The sequence below is a fragment of the Microcystis ichthyoblabe FBCC-A1114 genome (assembly GCF_050500245.1).
Lineage (GTDB): Bacteria > Cyanobacteriota > Cyanobacteriia > Cyanobacteriales > Microcystaceae > Microcystis > Microcystis ichthyoblabe_A.
In genome coordinates this window covers 728487-746505 of sequence record NZ_CP191408.1, presented here as the reverse complement: position 1 = coordinate 746505, position 18019 = coordinate 728487, and the positions used below count along the sequence as shown (strand labels likewise).

Sequence of the window (18019 nt, the reverse complement as noted above, 5' to 3'; positions counted from 1 at the left end):
ACTCTTGAGGTTGATGCGTTTCATTTTTGAATTGGCGCAATAATATAGTTCAAGAGTCATAATTAGAAGCAAAGCACTCATTAAAAACATGATTAACCTAGAATTCACGGAAGAAGAAAAGAACTCACTGTATTATGAAAGATTTCATCATCCTCATCCCCGGGTTCAACTGAAGATGGAAGTTCTCTGGTTAAAAAGCCAAAAGATACCGCACAAAAAAATTTGTCAGTTAGCAGGAATCTCGCCAAATACCTTATTAACCTATCTTCGAGATTATCAAGAGGGCGGAATAGAAAAATTAAAAGAAATCAACTTCTATCGCCCTAAAAGTGAATTAGAGTCTCAAAGAGAAACACTCAAAAAATATTTCGAGAAAAATCCACCAGCCACAATAAATGAAGCTGTATATAGAATAGAAGAATTGACAGGGATAAAACGAAGTCCTACCCAAGTGAGGAAATTCTTAAAATCCTTGGGAATGAAATGTTTAAAAATAGGTTCTCTTCCTTCTAAAGCTGACCCAGATGAACAAGAAGACTACAAAGAAAAAAAGCTAGAACCCAGACTAAATGAGGCTAAAGAAGGAAAAAGGGCTGTTTTTTTTGTTGATGCCGCTCACTTCGTCATGGGAGCATTTCTCGGTTTTGTTTGGTGTTTTGAGAGACTTTTTATTAAGTCACCGAGCGGGCGTAAACGCTTCAATGTTTTAGGAGCATTAAATGCAATAACTCATGAAGTTATTCTAGTTACTAATGACACTTATATTACGGCAACTCAAGTCTGTGAACTTCTTGAAAAAATAGCTGCTTTAGGACTAATGATTCCCATCACTCTAGTCTTAGATAATGCCCGCTATCAGAAATGTAAAATTGTTGAAGAATTGGCTCTTTCTTTGTCAATAGAGCTACTCTATCTGCCGTCTTATTCGCCTAATCTAAATTTAATTGAAAGGCTGTGGAAATTTGTCAAAAAGAAATGTTTACATGGTAAATATTATGAAAACTTTTCTGACTTTTCTTCAGCCATTTATGAATGTCTGAATGATGCCCATCTGAAACATAAAAAAGAACTGGATTCCTTGCTGACTCTACGATTTCAGAAGTTTAATAAATCTCAGATTATGAACGTCTAAAGTATAGTTACTTCATTGTCATAAATAAGGGACTTGCGCTTTGATAATGTACCTTTTGGGCGAACGCAGTTCGCCCCTACATTGTGGACAAAATCGGTCTTTGGCTATAAAGATAAAAGCGGTCGCCCCAAAATTGGCAATAATGTCAGGATTACCGCCGGCGCTAAAGTCTTGGGAAATATTACCATCGGCGATAATGTCACCGTGGGCGCAAATTCAGTGCTAGTCAAGGATATTCCACCTAATTGCGTGGTGGTGGGTATTCCCGCTCGTATTGTTAAACCGGACGGCGTTAAAGTAGATGAAAAATTATAAACGTTGACTTAAAATATATTCGGCAATTGCCAGATCTCCGGGGGTAGTAATTTTTAAGTTAGTTTCTTCACCGACGACAATTTTGACGGGAAAACCACATTTTTCTAATAAGGCGGCATCGTCGGTGACTTCCCAAGCTAATTTTCGGCCCTGTTCATGACATTCTTTTAATAATTTTACCTGAAAACCCTGGGGCGTTTGGGCCGCCCACAACCGAGATCGATCGGGTGTATCCTTAATCCAACCCTTGCTATCGACAATTTTAATCGTATCTTTCACCGGAACCGCCGCTATGAAACCCTGACAAGTGGCTAAAGCGACAGCACAGCGATCGAATAATTCGGGGGTGGCTAAACATCGCGCCCCATCGTGAATTAAAACCGTCTCAGCCCCCTCTGGCAGGGCTTGTAAGCCATTGTAAACTGATTTTTGTCTGGTTTCGCCTCCTTGGATGATTTGCACGGGTTTAAGGGCATTTATGGCGGTTATAATTTCTCGGATCTCCTCAAAGTCTTCCGGTTGTGCCATGATGCCAATCCAGATAATTGCCCTGGATTGCATGGCAGCCAGCAAAGTCCAAGCGAGGAGCGGTTTTCCGTGCAGGGTGAGCAGTAACTTGTTGCGATCGCTGCCCATCCGTTTACCCATTCCCGCTGCTGGAATTAACAAATACATATTTTTTTCAGGTAAAAAGTTAAGAATTCAATAGATTTGGTCTTTGATCCCCCCTTAATCCCCCCTTGATTAGGGGGGTGCCGATGATTGTTAATAGCTTAAATAAGCCCAAAACTCTCCCTCTTAAGAGAATAAATCGAGGGGAAAGTGACCATAAGTACCGACTAATTGATCATTTTCTGATTGACAAGAAACCAGGACACCGCGATAGGTTCCCGTATAAGAATCGAGATAGGAAGCTTGTCTTTGGGTATTATATTTAATATACACCGCTCCCTGTTCTGGCTGGTCTTCTGGGAGACTATTAGGCAGGGGGTATCCTAGGGCTTGTAGATAACCTTTCAGAGCTTTAAATCCCTCTTCATTGTTATCGGCACAGATACCTAAATTAATTGATTCCGAACCTTGGTTAACCAATAAAATTGCCTGTCTTAGAGCTTCTTCTTCTTCAGGAGATTGGGCAATTTTTAGTTTAATACATCCATATTCTTTTAGGAGTTTCAAAGCTTCTTCAATAGACATGAGCGGTTAGATAGGCGGGGCTAAAGATAAAAAATAAGCTGATGCTGCTGTCCTTAACGACAAATTCCCAAGCAAAAAAGCCCTAAATCATTGGGGTTTAGAGATAGGAAAATTTTGCATTGGTCTTAATCGTAAGATCGCCAATTTCGATCATATCAGGTTGGGGACAGGAAAATTTATCGGGGTTGTTTGATCGCTCCATTTTGTGCGGGCATTTCACGCGCTGCTTTTTGATAGCTGAAGTAAGCACGGCTCTCCTAGGTTTGGTGGGTAAAATGTATTCTAAGATACATTTCTCAAGAGCGAGGGGGTGGAACGAACCACAAAGACACAAAGGACACAAAGATCGATCGATCATATAGTAAGTTAAACTGATCACACAGAACCTAGAAGAGCCTAAACTTTTTCTAGAGCTTTTTCTTCGCTTGTTTCAGAGTCTTGCAGTTAAATTTCCGCCACGGCTCTTTCGATTAAACGACGAGCCAGGGTTTGAATGCCGGTATGTTCATAGTAATTAGTCGTCATATCGAGAAATGCCCCAACATACACCAATTTATCGGCAGAAAAGTCGATAAATCCCTGAATTTTGCTCAATAATCCCTGCTGGCTCAAATCGCGATCGCTGACAAAACTACTCATCCAACCTTTAGTCGAGTCGAAACTTTGACCGATAAAGTCTAATTTTCTGGCAGTATTTCCCCCCGGAATCAATTCTTTAATACTGCCGAAAGTAGAGTTAGATTCTAAGTCTTCTGGGTGGAGAATGCTGAGGGTGGATTCCACTTTGCGGATAAAACTGCCCCCCAGAGGAATCAAACCATCCAAACAAACTAACGCCGCCATCCGCATCAGGGATTCGCCGCTATAATCTCCCAGAGAAGTGACGAAATCCCCGATACTATCCCCCGGAATGCCATTAATTTGACAAAAAGCGACTAATTCGGTCACTAATTTCAAGGTTAGATCGATGGTTTGCGCTTTTTCGGGGGCAGGGGTTAATCTTTCGATTAAACCGCCCATGAGGGGAATTTTACCACCGACGGCATTAGCAAGAGAGGCGGTGGCTAGGGCATTATCGGCGCTGTCGATGGTTTGGTAGAGCCAGAGCGCCCGTTGATAGCCCTGGGATTTATCATTAAACAACCAAACGGCTCGATCGCCAATCTGTTGGATCATGCTTTCGTCGGTTTCGCCGGTGACTTTGATAATCGTATTTTTAAACCCGACTAGGTTATCCCACTCTCCCGGCACCACATAATCAAGGGTTTTGAGAACTTTGACGGTGAGATTATTCGTCGGTAATTTGTCCACCAGTTCAAAAATTGGCTTACTCACGGATGTCTCCTTACTTTAATTTTGCTAAACCATCTAAATCGAACTTAGCCAACCAAGCTTGGCGATCGCTGGCATCAAAATCCGTATCCCGCGATAAAACCTTGACTTGATAGCGATTATTGACTAAAACGGAGCTGGCGGTTGCACCCTGTTCGATAGAGGGAAAACCTTTGATTGTGGTTTGACTGTCTTGGAATTTATTGGCTGCGGCGGGATTATTGCTAATGTCAGATATGGCTAACATAGCCAGAACTTTGCCATCTTGCTTCAGTTTTGCCTCAGCAAAGCCTTTTTTCTCCTGGGTATAGACGCGCTCGTATCCTCCCCCAGAAGGCGGGAAAAACCGATTAAAACTGCCGCCAGAGGTGGATTCTTTCACCACTGCCGCCGCCCCGCGAGCGGTACTTTCCTGTTGCGCTCGGTCAAATTGCGAGGGAGCTTTAGCACAGGAAGTTACTAGCAAAAGTGTCGCTAATACCCCTGCTATCAAGATTTTGCCAAATCGAAAGCTCATAGTTATCTTAATTAAAACTTGCTCATGTTTGTTTGTAGTATATCTCTCGCTGATTGCTGATTATTGTTAAGTTTTTCTAGATTCTGCCACACCAGACCAAAAAAAACAGAAAATCAGCAAAATTCAAGTCAATAGCCAATTTTTAGGCGTTTATCTCAAGATTACAGAAATATCCACCGCCGAGAAATTATCGGTAACTTTTCAATTAATACAAATGTATGAAAAACTGCGTGCAAGCATCTCGCATTTGGGGGTGCGATTTGTTTCTAGCCCAATAATAGTCTAAAACCCTGACAGGGTAGGGCTTAAAGCTAGGGTGGGGATGGTAGATTGACAAAAATGATCTGCACCCCCTAACCACTAGCTACAGTCCCGCAATTGCCCCTCGCGCCATAGATGCGATCGCTTGTTCCGTGGCCCGGGGTAGATGATAATATTTACCCCCAGCTTTTAGGGCTAATTCTTTGGCAAAACCAGTGGAGACGAATTTTTTCTCTGTATCGATAACCAGCAGTTTAATGCCTAAAGAGCGAATTTTAGCGGCAATATCGAGCAGTTCTGCCTTAATATCGGGTTTTTCACCCTCCGGAATCGGTTCGCCTAAAGATTTCGCCAAAGGAATATTACTTCTACCGTCGGTAATCGCCACAATCACCACTTGACCGATATCCCCCGATAAACGGGCATTCATCCCCACATGAACCCCTTGGGTTAAACCGTGAGCTAAGGGGGAACCGCCACCACAGGGCAGGGTTTCTAGACGTTTTTTCGCTAGGGTAATCGATTTGGTCGGCGGTAGTAGTACATCTGCTCGCTCACCCCGGAAAGGAATCAGGGCAATCTGGTCGCGATTTTCGTAAGCTTCCGTTAACAGACGCATAACCGCACCTTTGGCCGACTGCATCCGATTCAGAGCCATGGAACCGGAGGCATCAACCACAAAGACAATTAAAGAACCGGCCTTGCGGGCCAGCCGTTTTGAGCGCAGATCCCCTTCTTCTATAATCACATGACGTTCGGGATTTCTTAAGCGACGGGCTTTTTGATAGGGTGCGGCCGCCCGGAGAGTGGCATCGACGGCGACTCTTTTCACCTTGCCCCGGGGTAACATTGGCTTAATATAACGTCCCCTATCTTCCGAGAAAATCAGGTTACGCGCCCCCGATTTCCCCTGACGCTGGGCCATCTGGGCGAAATACAGCACACTGGGATCCAGTAAAACCCCTTCCGGGTCGAAAACAAATTCTTCTGGCAGATTATCCGGCTGTTCCGGTTCTTTTTCCTCCTCTTTCTCCTCCTCTTTTTCTTCCTGTTCCTGCTGGTTTTCGTCTTGGGGCGGTTCCGGTGGTGGCGGTGGTGGCGGTGGCTGTTGTTCCTGTTCCGGGGGTGGTGGCGTAATCAGCGATCGAGGTACAATAACTAATTCGACGGCTCTTTTTAAGTCATCGGCACTGACTAAATCCCGACCTTCTAAAGCGGCGGCGGCCTTGGCTACTCTCACGGCAAAAATCTCGGCGCGATGACCTTCTACCCTACCGCGCACCGCTTCTTCGACTAGATAACTAATTTGTTCGGGTTTAATTTTTACCTCTTTTAACCATTCCCTGGCTAGGATAATTTCGGTTTTTAGATCATCGATTTCTTGGGCATATTGGGCGATAAAAGCGGTGGGAGAAACAGCATACTCGATCGCCTGATTGACGGCGGTTACTCGTTGGTCTAAACTAAGGACACCATCGGCGGAAAGCGCAATGGCAATTCTATCTAATAAATGGGTTCGTAAATCCCCTTCTTCTGGGTTATAAGTAGCGATCAGGATTGGTTTACAGGGATGTTGAAAACTGATGCCTTCCCGTTCGATTTGGTTACGTCCTTCGCTTAAAACTGTGAGTAATTGGTTAGCAATTTGGTCATCGAGTAGATTAATTTCATCGATGTAGAGAATTCCCCGATGGGCGCTGGCTAATAAACCGGGTTGAAAGACTGGTTCCCCCTGTTTCACCGATTCTTCCACATCGACGGAACCCAATAAACGATCCTCGGTGACTCCCAGGGGAATCTGCACGAAAGGGGCCCGGATAACTTCCGTGGCGACCTCTCCACTGCTATATTCTTCTTTAGTGCGATCGTCCCATTCGTCGGCATTGTTGGGATCACAATTAAAGACATTACCTGCGATAATTTCGATCGGTGGCAGTAAGGAATGTATCGCTCGCGCCATGACTGATTTGGCGGTTCCCCGACGACCGGCAATTACCACACCCCCCAGGGCGGGATCCACGGCGGCTAAGAGTAGGGCTAATTTAATCGCTTCTTGGCCGACAACGGCAGTTAGGGGAAAATTGAGGTTCAGAGTGGGCATAGATCTAGATTCAGGCGGCCAAATTCTAGTGTAAAACAGAAGCTCCCTGGTCTGGCGCTTTTCCCCTTTTGATTCCCGAACTCAGATTTTAAGTAGGTAGGCGTTAAAAATTATCAGACACCCCCCTTATCAAGGTAGGGCTGTTTCATTCTCCCATCAGAATATCAAAAGTAAAAGCGATCGCTGTCTTTGTAAAATGAGTATGTACTCTCAGACAATTTCAAGAGAGATAGGCTTTTAGTGGCTTGAGAAGAAGCTTTATCAATTTATTCATAATAAATATTGGCAGAGGATTAAAGATTAGTTATTGTAACTAACTCTTTTGATTAGAAAAAGATAAACTTGAGAATCTTCAGTCAAATTTATTGACTCAAAATCAGCTGTACTTAATTTAAATGAATCAACCCTAGGGAGCAGAGAGCTTTTTTCAATGCTCAGTCAACAGTAAAAAGTAATCAGTGAACTGAAAACTCAAATCTGACACCTGCTAACGGCTAACTGCTAACTGATAACTGAGAAAACGGTAACAATTTCTACCAAAAGTCCCAGTAAAATTCGTTATTGTCATAAGGTCATGACGGAATGTAATTAAAACCAGAAAGAATGCGGATCGAGCAATTGCAAGCCTTTTTAGCCGTAGCCGATACAGGCAATTTCGGTCAAGCTGCCCGCCAGTGTGGAGTCACCCAATCGACTATCAGCCGCCAGATTCAATCCCTAGAAACCGATTTGGGCTTACCTCTTTTCCATCGTACCGCCCAAGCGAAATTAACCATTGCTGGCGAGAAATTACTGCCCCGGGCGAAACGAATTTGTCAAGAATGGACGAATGTTCACGAGGAAATCACTGACCTACAGGCGGGAAAACAGCCAGAATTGTGCGTGGCGGCGATTCATTCCGTGTGCGCCCACTATTTACCGCCGATTTTGCCGAAATTTTGTGCTGAATACCCAGAAGTGCAGTTAAGAGTTACAGCCCTGGGCAGCGATCGCGCATTAAAAGTGCTGCGGGATGGTTTAGTAGATCTGGCCTTGGTAATGAATAATCGTTTTCTCACCTCTAGCCCAGAGATGGTGGTAGAAATATTATACGAAGAAGCGATCGAAATTCTCATGGCCGCTAATCATCCCCTTGCCCAATACAAAGAAGTGCCATGGTCGGAATTAATCCCCTATCCGCAAGTGGTTTTCAAAGATGGCTACGGAATGCAAAGATTAGTACAAGAATGGTTTTCCCGTCAGGATGCCCACCTAAAAACTGTCATGGAATTAAACACCCTTGATGCTTTTCGCGGTGTGGTGCGTCAGGGTAATATTATCGCTCTTCTGCCTCAATCTGCCCTGATGGAAGCGCGTAGCGATGCCACCCTCGCCATTCGTCCTCTTGCTTCCCCTAGTGGCGAAAATCCCCATCTTAACCATGGTAAATTTAGTCATCGTCTCACCCGTCAGGTAGTCCTTGTCACCACCAGCGATCGCCTACAGATACCACCGATCGCTCATTTTTGTCAATTAGTGCGGCAAATGAATCAAAGTGTGGTTAAAAGCTTAGAAAATCACCCTGTCCAGCCTTAGCAATTCCCATCAATCCCATTTATCCTTTATTTTCTTCCTTGAGATGAGCGATACTTTTCGAGAATTATTAAAAGCGATCGGTAGTGGCACCCATACGGGCAAAAATCTAACCCGTCCCGAAGCGGCGATGGCCACCAAGATGATGTTAACCCAAGAGGCAACCCCAGCCCAAATCGGCGCTTTTATGATTGCCCATCGCATTAAACGCCCCACCAGCGATGAGTTAGCGGGAATGCTTGATGCCTACGCCGAGCTTGGTCCGCAAATAACCCTAGAATCAGCCTCTTTTCAGCATCCGATCGCTATTTTTGGCAATCCCTACGATGGACGCTCTCGCACTGCCCCGGTTACTCCGATCACTACTTTAATCTTAGGGTTGGCGGGGGTTCCCGTAGTCCTGCACGGGGGCGATCGAATGCCGACTAAATACGGTATTTCCCTCAGGGAAATCTGGCAGCAATTAGGAGCAGATTTTAGTCAATTATCCTTAGCAGCAGTGAAAGACTGTTTAATCACCACAGGATTGACTTTTTTCTATATTCCGCGCCATTTTCCCCTAGTACAGAATTTTGTCACCTATCGGGAGCAAATCGGTAAACGTCCGCCCATGGCCACGGTAGAGTTAATGTGGTCGCCTTTTGTGGGTAATATTCATCAGATATCGGGTTTTGTTCATCCCCCCACCGAGGATCGTTTTCGCGAAACTTTCGCTCTGAGAAATATCTCTCACTTCACCACCGTGAAAGGATTAGAGGGGAGTTGTGATTTAGCCTGTAATCGGACGGCGATTATTGGTCTGGGAAATCCCACCGATACCCCTTCCTTTCAGCGATTTTTCCTAAATCCTCGCGATTATGGCTTCTGTCCCTCGGATTATCCCCTCGAATCTTTAGAGATGCTCACCGCTAAATTAAAGGGTTTATTAGCTGGAGAAAATAACGAATTAACCGATGCGGCAATTTTTAACGGTGGTTTTTATCTTTGGCGCTGTGGAATTGCCCCAGATATCCCCACGGGTTTCCAGCAAGCAGAACAATCTTTACAGTCGGGAAAAGCCCTGGCTAAACTAGAACAAATCTGTAATTATCTGGAAAATCAGGAATAGATAGGAATAAGGCTGTAGGGGAAATTACTTCTAAATCAATCATTAATTTGAGAAGTTGGGCCAAGAAGGTAAACCCCAGACTTGGTGTAACTTCTCGGTTTAAAGATCAATGCTTTTGAAAAAAAATTTTCCCGACTGCATCATTTCCGCGCTCAAGGGGGAAAACCATGACTACGGTGAACGATTTAGAAGTTTCTAATTCCTATCACAGTCGCCCGTAGAGAAGCCACCATGTCTGCAATTAATCCCTCCTCGACGCTCGAAACTGAATTTATCTCCCCCTCTTTTTCTGTCCTAAAATTGAAGGAAAACTCGATCGACCTAGATGAAGATTTTCTCGGCAGTGATTTAGAAGATAATTTAGTATCTAGTCCCCAAAAAAGCTACAGCAACCGTACAACTACCGATTTAGTCCGTTTATACCTACAAGACATTGGCAGAGTGCCTCTACTCAAACGGGACGAAGAAGTTGAACAAGCGCAACGGGTGCAGCGTCATCTGTCTTTACTGAAATTGCGCGCCACTGCCCTTAAACAAGGTGATGCACAAATACAGCAATTTGTCAAGTTAATTAAGATTTGTGATCGACTGACCGCCCTTCGGCTTCTCTCAGGGTCAACTCGATCAGCCCATCCTCTCTCCCTGGAACGTTGGGCAGAAACTGCCCAAATCACCGTGTCTGAGTTAAAAAATGCTTTGAAAGCGGGAAAACAGCGTTGGGCGCATCTAGCGGGCTTAGAAGTGGAAGAATTGGAAGAAATTATCGCCCTTGGTACCTGTGCCAAAGAACAGATGATCAAGGCCAATTTACGTCTGGTGGTGTCGGTGGCCAAAAAATATCAGAATCGCGGTTTAGAATTATTGGATTTGATTCAAGAGGGAACCCTAGGTTTAGAATGCGCCGTCAAGAAATTTGACCCCACCAAAGGCTATCATTTTACTACCTATGCCTACTGGTGGATTCGTCAAGGAATTACGAGGGCGATCGCGACTCAAAGCCGGATTATTCGCTTACCGGTGAGTATTACCGAAAAACTCAACAGAATTAGGAAAACACAACGGAAAATCTCACAAATGCGCGGTCGTACTGCGACCGTAGAGGAAATTGCCCAAGAGTTAGGGATGACTCCTGAAACTGTGCGGGAATTGTTGATGAAAGTGCCACGTTCGGTTTCCTTAGAAATAAAAGTGGGTAAGGAAAAAGATACGGAATTAATAGACCTTTTGGAAACTGAAGAAGTGTCTTCAGAAAATCGTCTTGTCTATGAATCTTTGCAAAGAGATATGAGAGAATTATTGGCAGATTTAACCACTCGCGAACGAGAAGTGATTGAATGGCGCTATGGTTTTCTCGATGGTAAATCCCATTCCTTGGCTGATATCGGTCGCATCTTGGAATTATCCGGGGAAAGGGTGCGAAAAATTGAGTTGAAAGCGTTGCAAAAACTGCGTCAATCCGGGCGACATCATCAAATTCGCGATTATTTTGAAGCTTTGAGTTAGTTAGATCACCAACAGAAGAACCCTATTAGGGAGTTAAATACTCCCTGATAATATCCACTAGAAACCCGATCATCGGGCATTTGGTAGCCACATAAATCCCACCAATGCCCAAAATATTGCCGTCGGATTAATACGTCCAATTTTGTTTCGTCTGTAGGGTGTAGGTTCCGTCGCGCACATTGACTCGATGGGGGATCAGCTTCAGGTCTCGGAAGATATTAGCTTGGTGTTGTAGGGCCGTCAGAGAGCGATCGTCGATCGGGATAATGGCACGTTCAGAGGCCCGTTGTTCAAGATTAGTGATGATCGCTGGATCGATCTCGTGGTGAGCTGCCAAGCGTCTAGTCGCCTCTAACTCCTGTTGTTTCGCCCAAGCACCTGCCTCGTTCACTTCTTCTAAAATCACCTTCAGTACATCGGGATAATCCCGCACCAATTCGGGAACTGCATAATAATAGGTCGGCACTTCTAGAGAGGCGTTTTCCCCAAAGATACCCCCTAGATCGGCCACCGATCTTCCCGGATAGGTGCGCGTCTCGGTGGGGGAATAGGGAACCCACACCACCCAAGCGTCGATCTCACCGCGACGGAAAAGCGCCAGTGCTTCCGGTTGGGTTGCATACACCGGTTCGATATCGTTTAATTCTAGATTCACTCTCATCAGGGCGCGGATAAGGACGTAATGGGCGCTCGAACCTCGATCGAAGGCGATTCTTTTTCCTTTTAAATCCGCCAACGTCTCTATTGGCGAATCCTCTGGCACGAGAATCGCCTGACCTTTCGGGGCGGTATATTTTTCCTTGGCTACCCGGACGAAGACGTGTTCCGCCGCTTGGGAGAAAATACTCGCCGTACCGCCACCACCGCAGAAATCGATCGTTCCGTTGCTCAAGGCCTCGATCAGAGAGGAAGCGGCCAGAAAACTCGTCCACGTTACCGTCACCCCAAAGGGTTTTAAGCGTCTTTCCAGAAAGGCCTGGGCGCGGAGAACTTCCAGATTGGTCATGCCCTCGGGGTAGCCGATCTTGAGGGTTCCTAGCCGCCGCGCTTGTTTGGCAAGGGGAGTGATATCGGAGGGGGTCGAGCGCTTGAACCAGCGATCGATCGCGATACAGAAGAGAATTCCAGCGATAAATAATCCCACGGTTTCCAATAGCCGGGGAGTGGTATTTCGGGGGAATTTAAAGCTATCGACGAGGTTGAGAATCAGGTTATCGGATCGAGAATTTTGACCGACGGCGATCTCGCGTAGCGAGCGCTTTGCGTTCGTGTCGGAAAATCCAGCCAGGAGAAAGCTCCCCACCAGACTGGTCACAAAAAGCACTGCGGGAAGAACTCCCCGGCAATTTCGCCACGGTTTCCAGAGACACTTGATCGAACGGTGGAGCATGGGATTTCTCGCAGAAAACAAGATTTATGATCGGGAAAGGAGACAAGAGGGAAGGGTTTCCCAACTTGATCCCTTCGACTTGGCTCAGGGCAAGCGGGAGAGGTTCCATTAGTTTTATCTACATACTATAGAAACCCACGACTCCTCGATTGTGTAACAAAGTACATTTATAAATGTATTGAAAATGATATAGTTTTAAAGTGAAATTGCGCCCGCATTTGAGAGATCGAGGTAGTATGGATGGATTGGTTGATCGAAATCGTCAAAATCGCGGTGGCCACCGGCATAGCCACCACCTTCGACGACAATATTTATCTAACCGGCTTCTTTAGCGAGGTAAATCGTACCTTTCGCCCGGTTCACGTTGTCGTCGGCGAGCTAGTCGGGTTTACGGCCTTAGTATCGGTGAGCTTGCTGGGTTTTCTACTCGGCTTAATCATCCCGCCGATTTATATAGGTCTTCTCGGAATCTTGCCAATCCTCATCGGTGTGAGAAATTTACTGACGTTAAATCGCGATAACGAGAGGGAAACCGCAGATCGCAAGGTGAATTTGCGAAGAAACGCCCGATTTCACGGATTCGCCTCCCGCAGACTATCCCTCGGTCAAGTCTTCAGCGATCGCCAAACCTATAAAGTTTCCGCGGTCACGATATCCAATGGCGGCAATAATCTCGGTATCTACATTCCCCTATTCGCCAATAGTACCGTGGCGCAGTTAGCCGTCATCATCCCGATCTGCTATCTAATCGTCTGTACTTGGTTATTTCTCTCCTATAATCTAACCCGCCAACCGGGGATCGCGGTTGTCCTCAGCCGTTATGCGAGTAAGCTTTTCCCTTTTGTGCTGATGTGGTTGGGCCTACGGATTATTCTCGATAACGGCTCCTATCGCCTGTTGATTCCCATCGGCTAAATTAGACCCCCCGTAAACGCCAATCTCCAGATCCCACGGGAGTCAAAATTCAGGAAGAGAGAAGAAAAAATTAGTTGGTTTAGAGCAACCTTATCGAGAAAATCCCGATGAATGTATCACTGTTGCCAATTCGATCGCTGTTTCGTCCCTTTCGTTCCTTATCGGGGAGGAGCTTCCTTTCCTTCCTGTTAGTGGGACTGTTGGCAAGTATTGCCCTCGCCTCCTGCGGGGGAATCGGCTCAAAACCGGAGGTGAAACTGAATCTCGTTTCCTTCTCGGTCACAAAAGCCGCCCACGACCAGATTATCCCGAAATTCGTCGAGAAATGGCGGAAAGAGCATAACCAAAAAGTCATTTTCCAGCGGAGTTACGGCGGTTCCCTGGCCCAGGCCGATGACGTGATCGCCGGGAAACAAGAGGCGGACGTGGTACATCTAGCCCTACCTCTAGACGTGATGCGCATCGCCGACGCGGGGTTAATCCATAATGAGCTATGGATTGCGGGTAACGGGATTATTGGGAGTGCTTCTGCAAGCTAAGAGAAATCGCCTGATTCCAGCCGTTAAACCCCTGATGGAGCGACTAATTGAGCAAGCTGACTTTCGAGTGAGTAACCAGTTGTACGCAACCATCCTGGAATTTGCTGGAGAGTAGCCATGGCTCACAACCAGGAAGTTAAGACAGATTAGCCGCCGAAATCTCAGCGATCGCGGCAAATACGGCAGAGACGTTAAAATTTACTCTAGCCATCTCTTCAGAAAAAAGCCATAATCTAAGATAGCTCAATAAGATTAAAGGTTCACCTATGCCTTGCGCGGTTATCCTCACAGCTATCCCCATTGAATATATAGCAGTTCGCGCCCATCTGAGTGACCTCCGAGAAGAAATGCACCCGCAAGGGACGATTTATGAGCGGGGAAAATTTATTGACAGTGGGAAAGAGTGGAAAGTGGGAATTGTTGATGTGGGTGCGGGAAATGTCGGTGCAGCCTTAGAAGCGGAAAGGGCAATATCCTATTTCAATCCCAGTGTTATCTTGTTTGTGGGGGTAGCAGGTGGCATCAAGGATGTCCAGCTTGGGGATGTGGTAGCGGCTACAAAAGTCTATGGTTATGAGTCAGGTAAAGTTAAGAAAGTTTTTGAACCTAGACCTGATGTAGGACTCTCTACTTATAATCTCATTCAAAGAGCTAAAGCAGAAGCAAGAAAGGAGGATTGGTTAAATAGGCTCGGTTCTTCTCTTTCTGATGTAAAACCTACCGTATTTGTTGCGCCTATTGCTGCGGGAGAAAAGGTTGTCGCTTCTAAAGAGTCTGATGTGTTTCAATTTCTTCGCTCCAATTATGGGGATGCGTTAGCAGTGGAGATGGAAGGGCGAGGTTTACTGCAAGCGTCTCATGCGAATCAGCAGGTATCAGCATTAATTATTCGAGGAATTTCTGATTTAATTGAGAAGAAAAGTGAGGCGGATGCGTCTGGTTCTCAGGAAATAGCGGCGCGTCATGCGAGTGCTTTTGCTTTTGAAATATTGGCAAAGTTCGGGGGTGATGAAGCAAAACAACAAAAAAATCTGGAAAAACCCAACGGTTCAACTTCTAGTCAACCTCAAACCAAACTTCTATCAAAAGCAGAATCAATGTCAGACAACTCAAATTATCAATACGACATATTCATCTCCTACAGCTCGAAGGATCGTCCTTGGGTTAAGGAATTGCTCAGAAAATTGGAAGAGCAAAAGATTAAGGCTTGCATTGACTACCGAGATTTTATTATAGGAATGCCAAGCATCAAAAATATTGAACAGGCAGTGATAAACAGCCATAAGACTTTACTGATTTTGACACCTAATTATCTGGAGAGTGGATGGACTGAGTTTGAAAATATTCTGCTGCAAACACTCGATCCAGCGAATCAAAAATTGCGATTGCTTCCTCTTTTAAAGGAAAAATGTGAACTGCCGCTACGACTGAGGGCTTTAACCTATCTCAATTTTGTTAATCCCGAAGATGAAGCATTTGAATGGCAAAAGTTGGTGAATGCCTTGGGAAAGCAACAAATTCCCTCAATATCTCCTAACTTTTTCGCCTATGATGATACTTGGGTTGGTCGAGATCAATTAATCCAAGATTTAAAATCTCGCATTCGAGAATCTTGTCGCTTGCTGGTTTTAGTGGGAATGACAGGAATTGGAAAAACAGCTTTAGGGGAACGCTTGGCTGTTGAATTATCTGACTGGTTTGGAGGAGATTGGAGTCAATATTATCAGGAAAATTTTGATAATGAGGAACAGACTTCTGATTTTGCTAGTGTAGCGGCTCGATGGTTAGAAAAGTGGGGACAACTGATCACCCCAGATGATCGCAAAGATACCCAAAGATTACTTAATCGGTTGCTGAAACACCTGCAAGAAAATCGTTATTTAGTCCAAATTGATTCTTTAGAAAACATTTTGCAGGGAAATGAAGAGGAAGGTTGGAGTGATTTTAAAGATGATTGGTGGGTGAAATTTTTCAATGGTTTTCTGAAGTCGGATTCCTGTTTAAGTTCTATCATTCTTACTTCTCAGGATTCACCGAGACAAGTTGAAGAGATAGGAAGTCGCTCTCAAAATTTCTGGTATCGTCAAGAATTAAGCGGATTAGATGAGTCTGAAAGATTAGCTTTGTTTAAGAAAATTGGTTTAGAGATTGATGTTAATTCAGCAGGAAGAACTTATTTAGAGCGAATTGGTGGTGCTTATGAAGGTCATCCTTTGGCGTTGCGAGTGATTGCAGGAGAAATTAAAAATAAGCCTTTTAATGGTAATGTTATCGCCTACTGGAATAAGTATGGGAGTGAGGTGGAGGAAGTAGAAAAGGCGATTGCAGAAGCACAAGTGGGTAAGACAACTGGCCAGGATTTGTTTAAATTAGATCGCTTTACAAAGACCCTAAGACGGAATGTGCGATCTCGTTTGAATAAAACCTTTGCTCGACTTCAAAAAGATGTCAAGTATGCTTATATTTTACTCTGTGAAGCTTCAGTTTATCGCTGTCCTGTACCAGAGGATTTTTGGCTGTCTCATTTAGAAGATTGGGATCGGGATGAAGAAGAACAAAAAGCAGCGTTGGATGCTTTAAGAGATCGGTATTTAGTGGAGGAATTAGTTCAAGAAAATCAATGTGTATTAAGACAGCACAATTTAATTAGAAGTGTATCGCTAGAACATTTAAAACAATTGGGTGAATAAGATGAGTAATCAAGCTGAATTAGAGGCCAAAACGCAACAAGTGTCAGACGAAGCGAGTCTTATCCCTTCTGGTGAGACAATTTTAGAACAGATTGGGATTAATTCAGCCACTGTTAAAGCTATGAAAGGAGGAACGAAACGTTCTTATTATCGAGCAGTGATTAATTGGCTAATGAAATATAAAGCTAATCCAAAAGCTTCTAATTTGGAGAAAGTAAAAGGTTTATTAGAGGCGTTTTATCATTTATGTGAGATTGAAGATTGGGAAAAAGCAAAGACCATTTTTCTAATTCGGTTAAGTACATCTGCAAAAGAGTATCTTTGTTTGCAATTAGGAGTTTGGGGATATTATAAAAAACAAATTCAGTTTTGTTTAGAAATACTCAGCAAGTTAGATGTCACATTAAATTTAGATATCACATTAGATGAAACTTGTTTAAACATTTTATGTGATAGTTACTGTAATCTAGGAGAATATCGACAGGCACTCAACTACATTCAGCAAGCTCTAGCTATTTCGCGCCAAAATGGTAATCGAGCGGGAGAAGGCGATGCTTTAGGCAATTTGGGGCGAATCTATTACTTTTTAGGAGAATATCAACAGGCAATTGACTGTCATCAGCAAAATTTGGTCATTTCACGAGAAATTGGAAATCGCCAAGGCGAAGGAACTGCTATAGGAAATCTAGGACTTATCTACAACTATTTAGGAGAATATCAACAGGCAATTGACTGTTGTCAACAAGCTTTAGTAATTTTACGAGAAATTGGCGATCGCAGAGGAGAAGGCTCTAGTTTGGGTAATCTGGGGCTTGCGTATTTTGATTTAGGAGAATATCAACGGGCAATTGACTGTCATCAACAAGCTTTAGTAATTTCACGAGAAATTGGCGATCCACAAGCTGAATGTGTTGATTGGAACAATTTGGGGATTGCTCACGGTTCTTTAGGACAACATCAACAAGCTATTAACTATTATCAGCAAGCTTTAGTGATTTCACGAGAAATTGGCGATCGCCTAGGGGAGGGTATTGCTTTAGGCAATATGGGAGATGAATATTATGTTTTAGGCAATTACAATCAATCTTTAGATATGCAAAGCCAAAAGCTTAAGATTGCTAGAGAATTAGGTTCACAAAGGTCAGAAGCTTATGCTCTGTATGGATTAGGAGTAGTACAATCTAAGATTGAAAGTTATTCAGATGCACTAGATAACTTTAACTCTGCTCTAGAAATATGCCAACTAACAGGTAATAGATCCCTAGAAGCAGAAGTTTTCAAAAACTTAGCTGAACTCTACCATAAAACCAATCAACCTCAACTTGCAAGAGAGCATTGCGAAAAAGCCTTACAGATAGCCACCGAATTAGGGATTCCCTTGGTTAAGGAGTGTCAAGAGTTGCTACAACAAATAGAAACTAATGATAGAAACTAAATTGAAGGTAAA

14 protein-coding genes and 2 pseudogenes are annotated in these 18019 nt (G+C 44.2%); 10 read left to right on the top strand and 6 right to left on the bottom strand.

Translation table 11 applies throughout. The features are described 5' to 3' along the window. The first annotated feature begins 88 nt into the window (after positions 1–88). Complete coding sequence (locus ACQY1Y_RS03470) at positions 89–1132, top strand: IS630 family transposase (protein ID WP_430013985.1); 1044 nt, start codon at positions 89–91, stop codon at positions 1130–1132. A 102-nt stretch (positions 1133–1234) separates the two neighbouring features. Further along, a pseudogene (locus ACQY1Y_RS03465) lies at positions 1235–1447 on the top strand (serine O-acetyltransferase); the annotation flags it as partial. Here the strand turns inward: ACQY1Y_RS03465 and ispD are convergent. The 5 genes from ispD to bchD all read right to left on the bottom strand — a co-directional run bounded on the left by ispD (position 1442) and on the right by bchD (position 6855). Then, positions 1442–2122 (bottom strand): 2-C-methyl-D-erythritol 4-phosphate cytidylyltransferase, encoded by a 681-nt coding sequence (gene ispD / locus ACQY1Y_RS03460; RefSeq protein ID WP_002792529.1) that lies wholly within the window; start codon positions 2120–2122, stop codon positions 1442–1444. The pseudogene ACQY1Y_RS03465 and the gene ispD sit on opposite strands and share 6 nt — an antisense overlap. Before the next feature lie 123 nt (positions 2123–2245). Then, the gene (locus ACQY1Y_RS03455) at positions 2246–2644 is read right to left on the bottom strand and encodes a DUF1824 family protein (protein WP_002737278.1); all 399 of its coding nucleotides are present in this window, start codon (positions 2642–2644) and stop codon (positions 2246–2248) included. Between the two features lie 444 nt (positions 2645–3088). Beyond that, positions 3089–3979 (bottom strand): hypothetical protein, encoded by an 891-nt coding sequence (locus ACQY1Y_RS03450; protein ID WP_002776005.1) that lies wholly within the window; start codon positions 3977–3979, stop codon positions 3089–3091. 10 nt (positions 3980–3989) lie between these two features. After that, positions 3990–4493, bottom strand: coding sequence for a hypothetical protein (locus tag ACQY1Y_RS03445; RefSeq protein ID WP_016516745.1), 504 nt, complete (start codon positions 4491–4493; stop codon positions 3990–3992). A gap of 364 nt (positions 4494–4857) precedes the next feature. Next, the gene (gene bchD, locus ACQY1Y_RS03440) at positions 4858–6855 is read right to left on the bottom strand and encodes a magnesium chelatase ATPase subunit D (RefSeq protein ID WP_430013984.1); all 1998 of its coding nucleotides are present in this window, start codon (positions 6853–6855) and stop codon (positions 4858–4860) included. Positions 6856–7458: 603 nt separating this feature from the next. On the opposite strand from bchD, the gene ACQY1Y_RS03435 reads away from it, so the two are divergent. The 3 genes from ACQY1Y_RS03435 to sigC all read left to right on the top strand — a co-directional run bounded on the left by ACQY1Y_RS03435 (position 7459) and on the right by sigC (position 11038). Then, the gene (locus ACQY1Y_RS03435) at positions 7459–8430 is read left to right on the top strand and encodes a LysR family transcriptional regulator (RefSeq protein ID WP_002737888.1); all 972 of its coding nucleotides are present in this window, start codon (positions 7459–7461) and stop codon (positions 8428–8430) included. 43 nt (positions 8431–8473) lie between these two features. Further along, positions 8474–9535 carry an anthranilate phosphoribosyltransferase family protein gene (locus tag ACQY1Y_RS03430; protein WP_123229937.1) on the top strand — a complete coding sequence of 354 codons (1062 nt, stop codon included), beginning with the start codon at positions 8474–8476 and terminating at the stop codon, positions 9533–9535. 231 nt (positions 9536–9766) lie between these two features. Then, on the top strand, positions 9767–11038 hold the full coding sequence (sigC, locus tag ACQY1Y_RS03425; protein ID WP_430013983.1) for an RNA polymerase sigma factor SigC: 1272 nt from the start codon (positions 9767–9769) through the stop codon (positions 11036–11038). Positions 11039–11165: 127 nt separating this feature from the next. Here the strand turns inward: sigC and ACQY1Y_RS03420 are convergent, their stop codons facing one another. Further along, complete coding sequence (locus ACQY1Y_RS03420; protein WP_430013982.1) at positions 11166–12428, bottom strand: sulfonate ABC transporter substrate-binding protein; 1263 nt, start codon at positions 12426–12428, stop codon at positions 11166–11168. A gap of 240 nt (positions 12429–12668) precedes the next feature. On the opposite strand from ACQY1Y_RS03420, the gene ACQY1Y_RS03415 reads away from it, so the two are divergent. From ACQY1Y_RS03415 to ACQY1Y_RS03395, 5 genes and pseudogenes are all read left to right on the top strand, one after another. Next, complete coding sequence (locus ACQY1Y_RS03415; protein ID WP_002763668.1) at positions 12669–13343, top strand: cadmium resistance transporter; 675 nt, start codon at positions 12669–12671, stop codon at positions 13341–13343. A 107-nt stretch (positions 13344–13450) separates the two neighbouring features. Beyond that, positions 13451–13879 (top strand): annotated as a pseudogene (locus ACQY1Y_RS03410) (sulfate ABC transporter substrate-binding protein); the annotation flags it as partial. Then, positions 13830–13997 (top strand): DUF3368 domain-containing protein, encoded by a 168-nt coding sequence (locus ACQY1Y_RS03405; protein WP_149106694.1) that lies wholly within the window; start codon positions 13830–13832, stop codon positions 13995–13997. The pseudogene ACQY1Y_RS03410 and the gene ACQY1Y_RS03405, both read left to right, overlap by 50 nt. 151 nt (positions 13998–14148) lie before the next feature. Continuing rightward, positions 14149–16572: a TIR domain-containing protein gene (locus ACQY1Y_RS03400; RefSeq protein WP_430013981.1), complete on the top strand. Its 2424-nt coding sequence runs from the start codon at positions 14149–14151 to the stop codon at positions 16570–16572. 1 nt (position 16573) lies between these two features. Beyond that, entirely contained in the window at positions 16574–18007 is a 1434-nt protein-coding gene (locus ACQY1Y_RS03395) for a tetratricopeptide repeat protein (protein ID WP_430013980.1), read from the top strand. Positions 18008–18019 lie beyond the last annotated feature (12 nt).

Excerpts from the sequence above, each read along its gene's own strand:
- ACQY1Y_RS03445 (WP_016516745.1), bottom strand. The coding sequence starts at position 4,493 with ATGAGCTTTCGATTTGGCAAAATCTTGATAGCAGGGGTATTAGCGACA.
- ACQY1Y_RS03400 (WP_430013981.1), top strand. The coding sequence starts at position 14,149 with ATGCCTTGCGCGGTTATCCTCACAGCTATCCCCATTGAATATATAGCA.
- ispD (WP_002792529.1), bottom strand. The coding sequence starts at position 2,122 with ATGTATTTGTTAATTCCAGCAGCGGGAATGGGTAAACGGATGGGCAGC.
- bchD (WP_430013984.1), bottom strand. The coding sequence starts at position 6,855 with ATGCCCACTCTGAACCTCAATTTTCCCCTAACTGCCGTTGTCGGCCAA.
- ACQY1Y_RS03420 (WP_430013982.1), bottom strand. The coding sequence starts at position 12,428 with ATGCTCCACCGTTCGATCAAGTGTCTCTGGAAACCGTGGCGAAATTGC.
- ACQY1Y_RS03430 (WP_123229937.1), top strand. The coding sequence starts at position 8,474 with ATGAGCGATACTTTTCGAGAATTATTAAAAGCGATCGGTAGTGGCACC.
- ACQY1Y_RS03435 (WP_002737888.1), top strand. The coding sequence starts at position 7,459 with ATGCGGATCGAGCAATTGCAAGCCTTTTTAGCCGTAGCCGATACAGGC.
- ACQY1Y_RS03395 (WP_430013980.1), top strand. The coding sequence starts at position 16,574 with ATGAGTAATCAAGCTGAATTAGAGGCCAAAACGCAACAAGTGTCAGAC.
- ACQY1Y_RS03405 (WP_149106694.1), top strand. The coding sequence starts at position 13,830 with ATGAGCTATGGATTGCGGGTAACGGGATTATTGGGAGTGCTTCTGCAA.
- ACQY1Y_RS03415 (WP_002763668.1), top strand. The coding sequence starts at position 12,669 with ATGGATTGGTTGATCGAAATCGTCAAAATCGCGGTGGCCACCGGCATA.
- sigC (WP_430013983.1), top strand. The coding sequence starts at position 9,767 with ATGTCTGCAATTAATCCCTCCTCGACGCTCGAAACTGAATTTATCTCC.
- ACQY1Y_RS03470 (WP_430013985.1), top strand. The coding sequence starts at position 89 with ATGATTAACCTAGAATTCACGGAAGAAGAAAAGAACTCACTGTATTAT.
- ACQY1Y_RS03455 (WP_002737278.1), bottom strand. The coding sequence starts at position 2,644 with ATGTCTATTGAAGAAGCTTTGAAACTCCTAAAAGAATATGGATGTATT.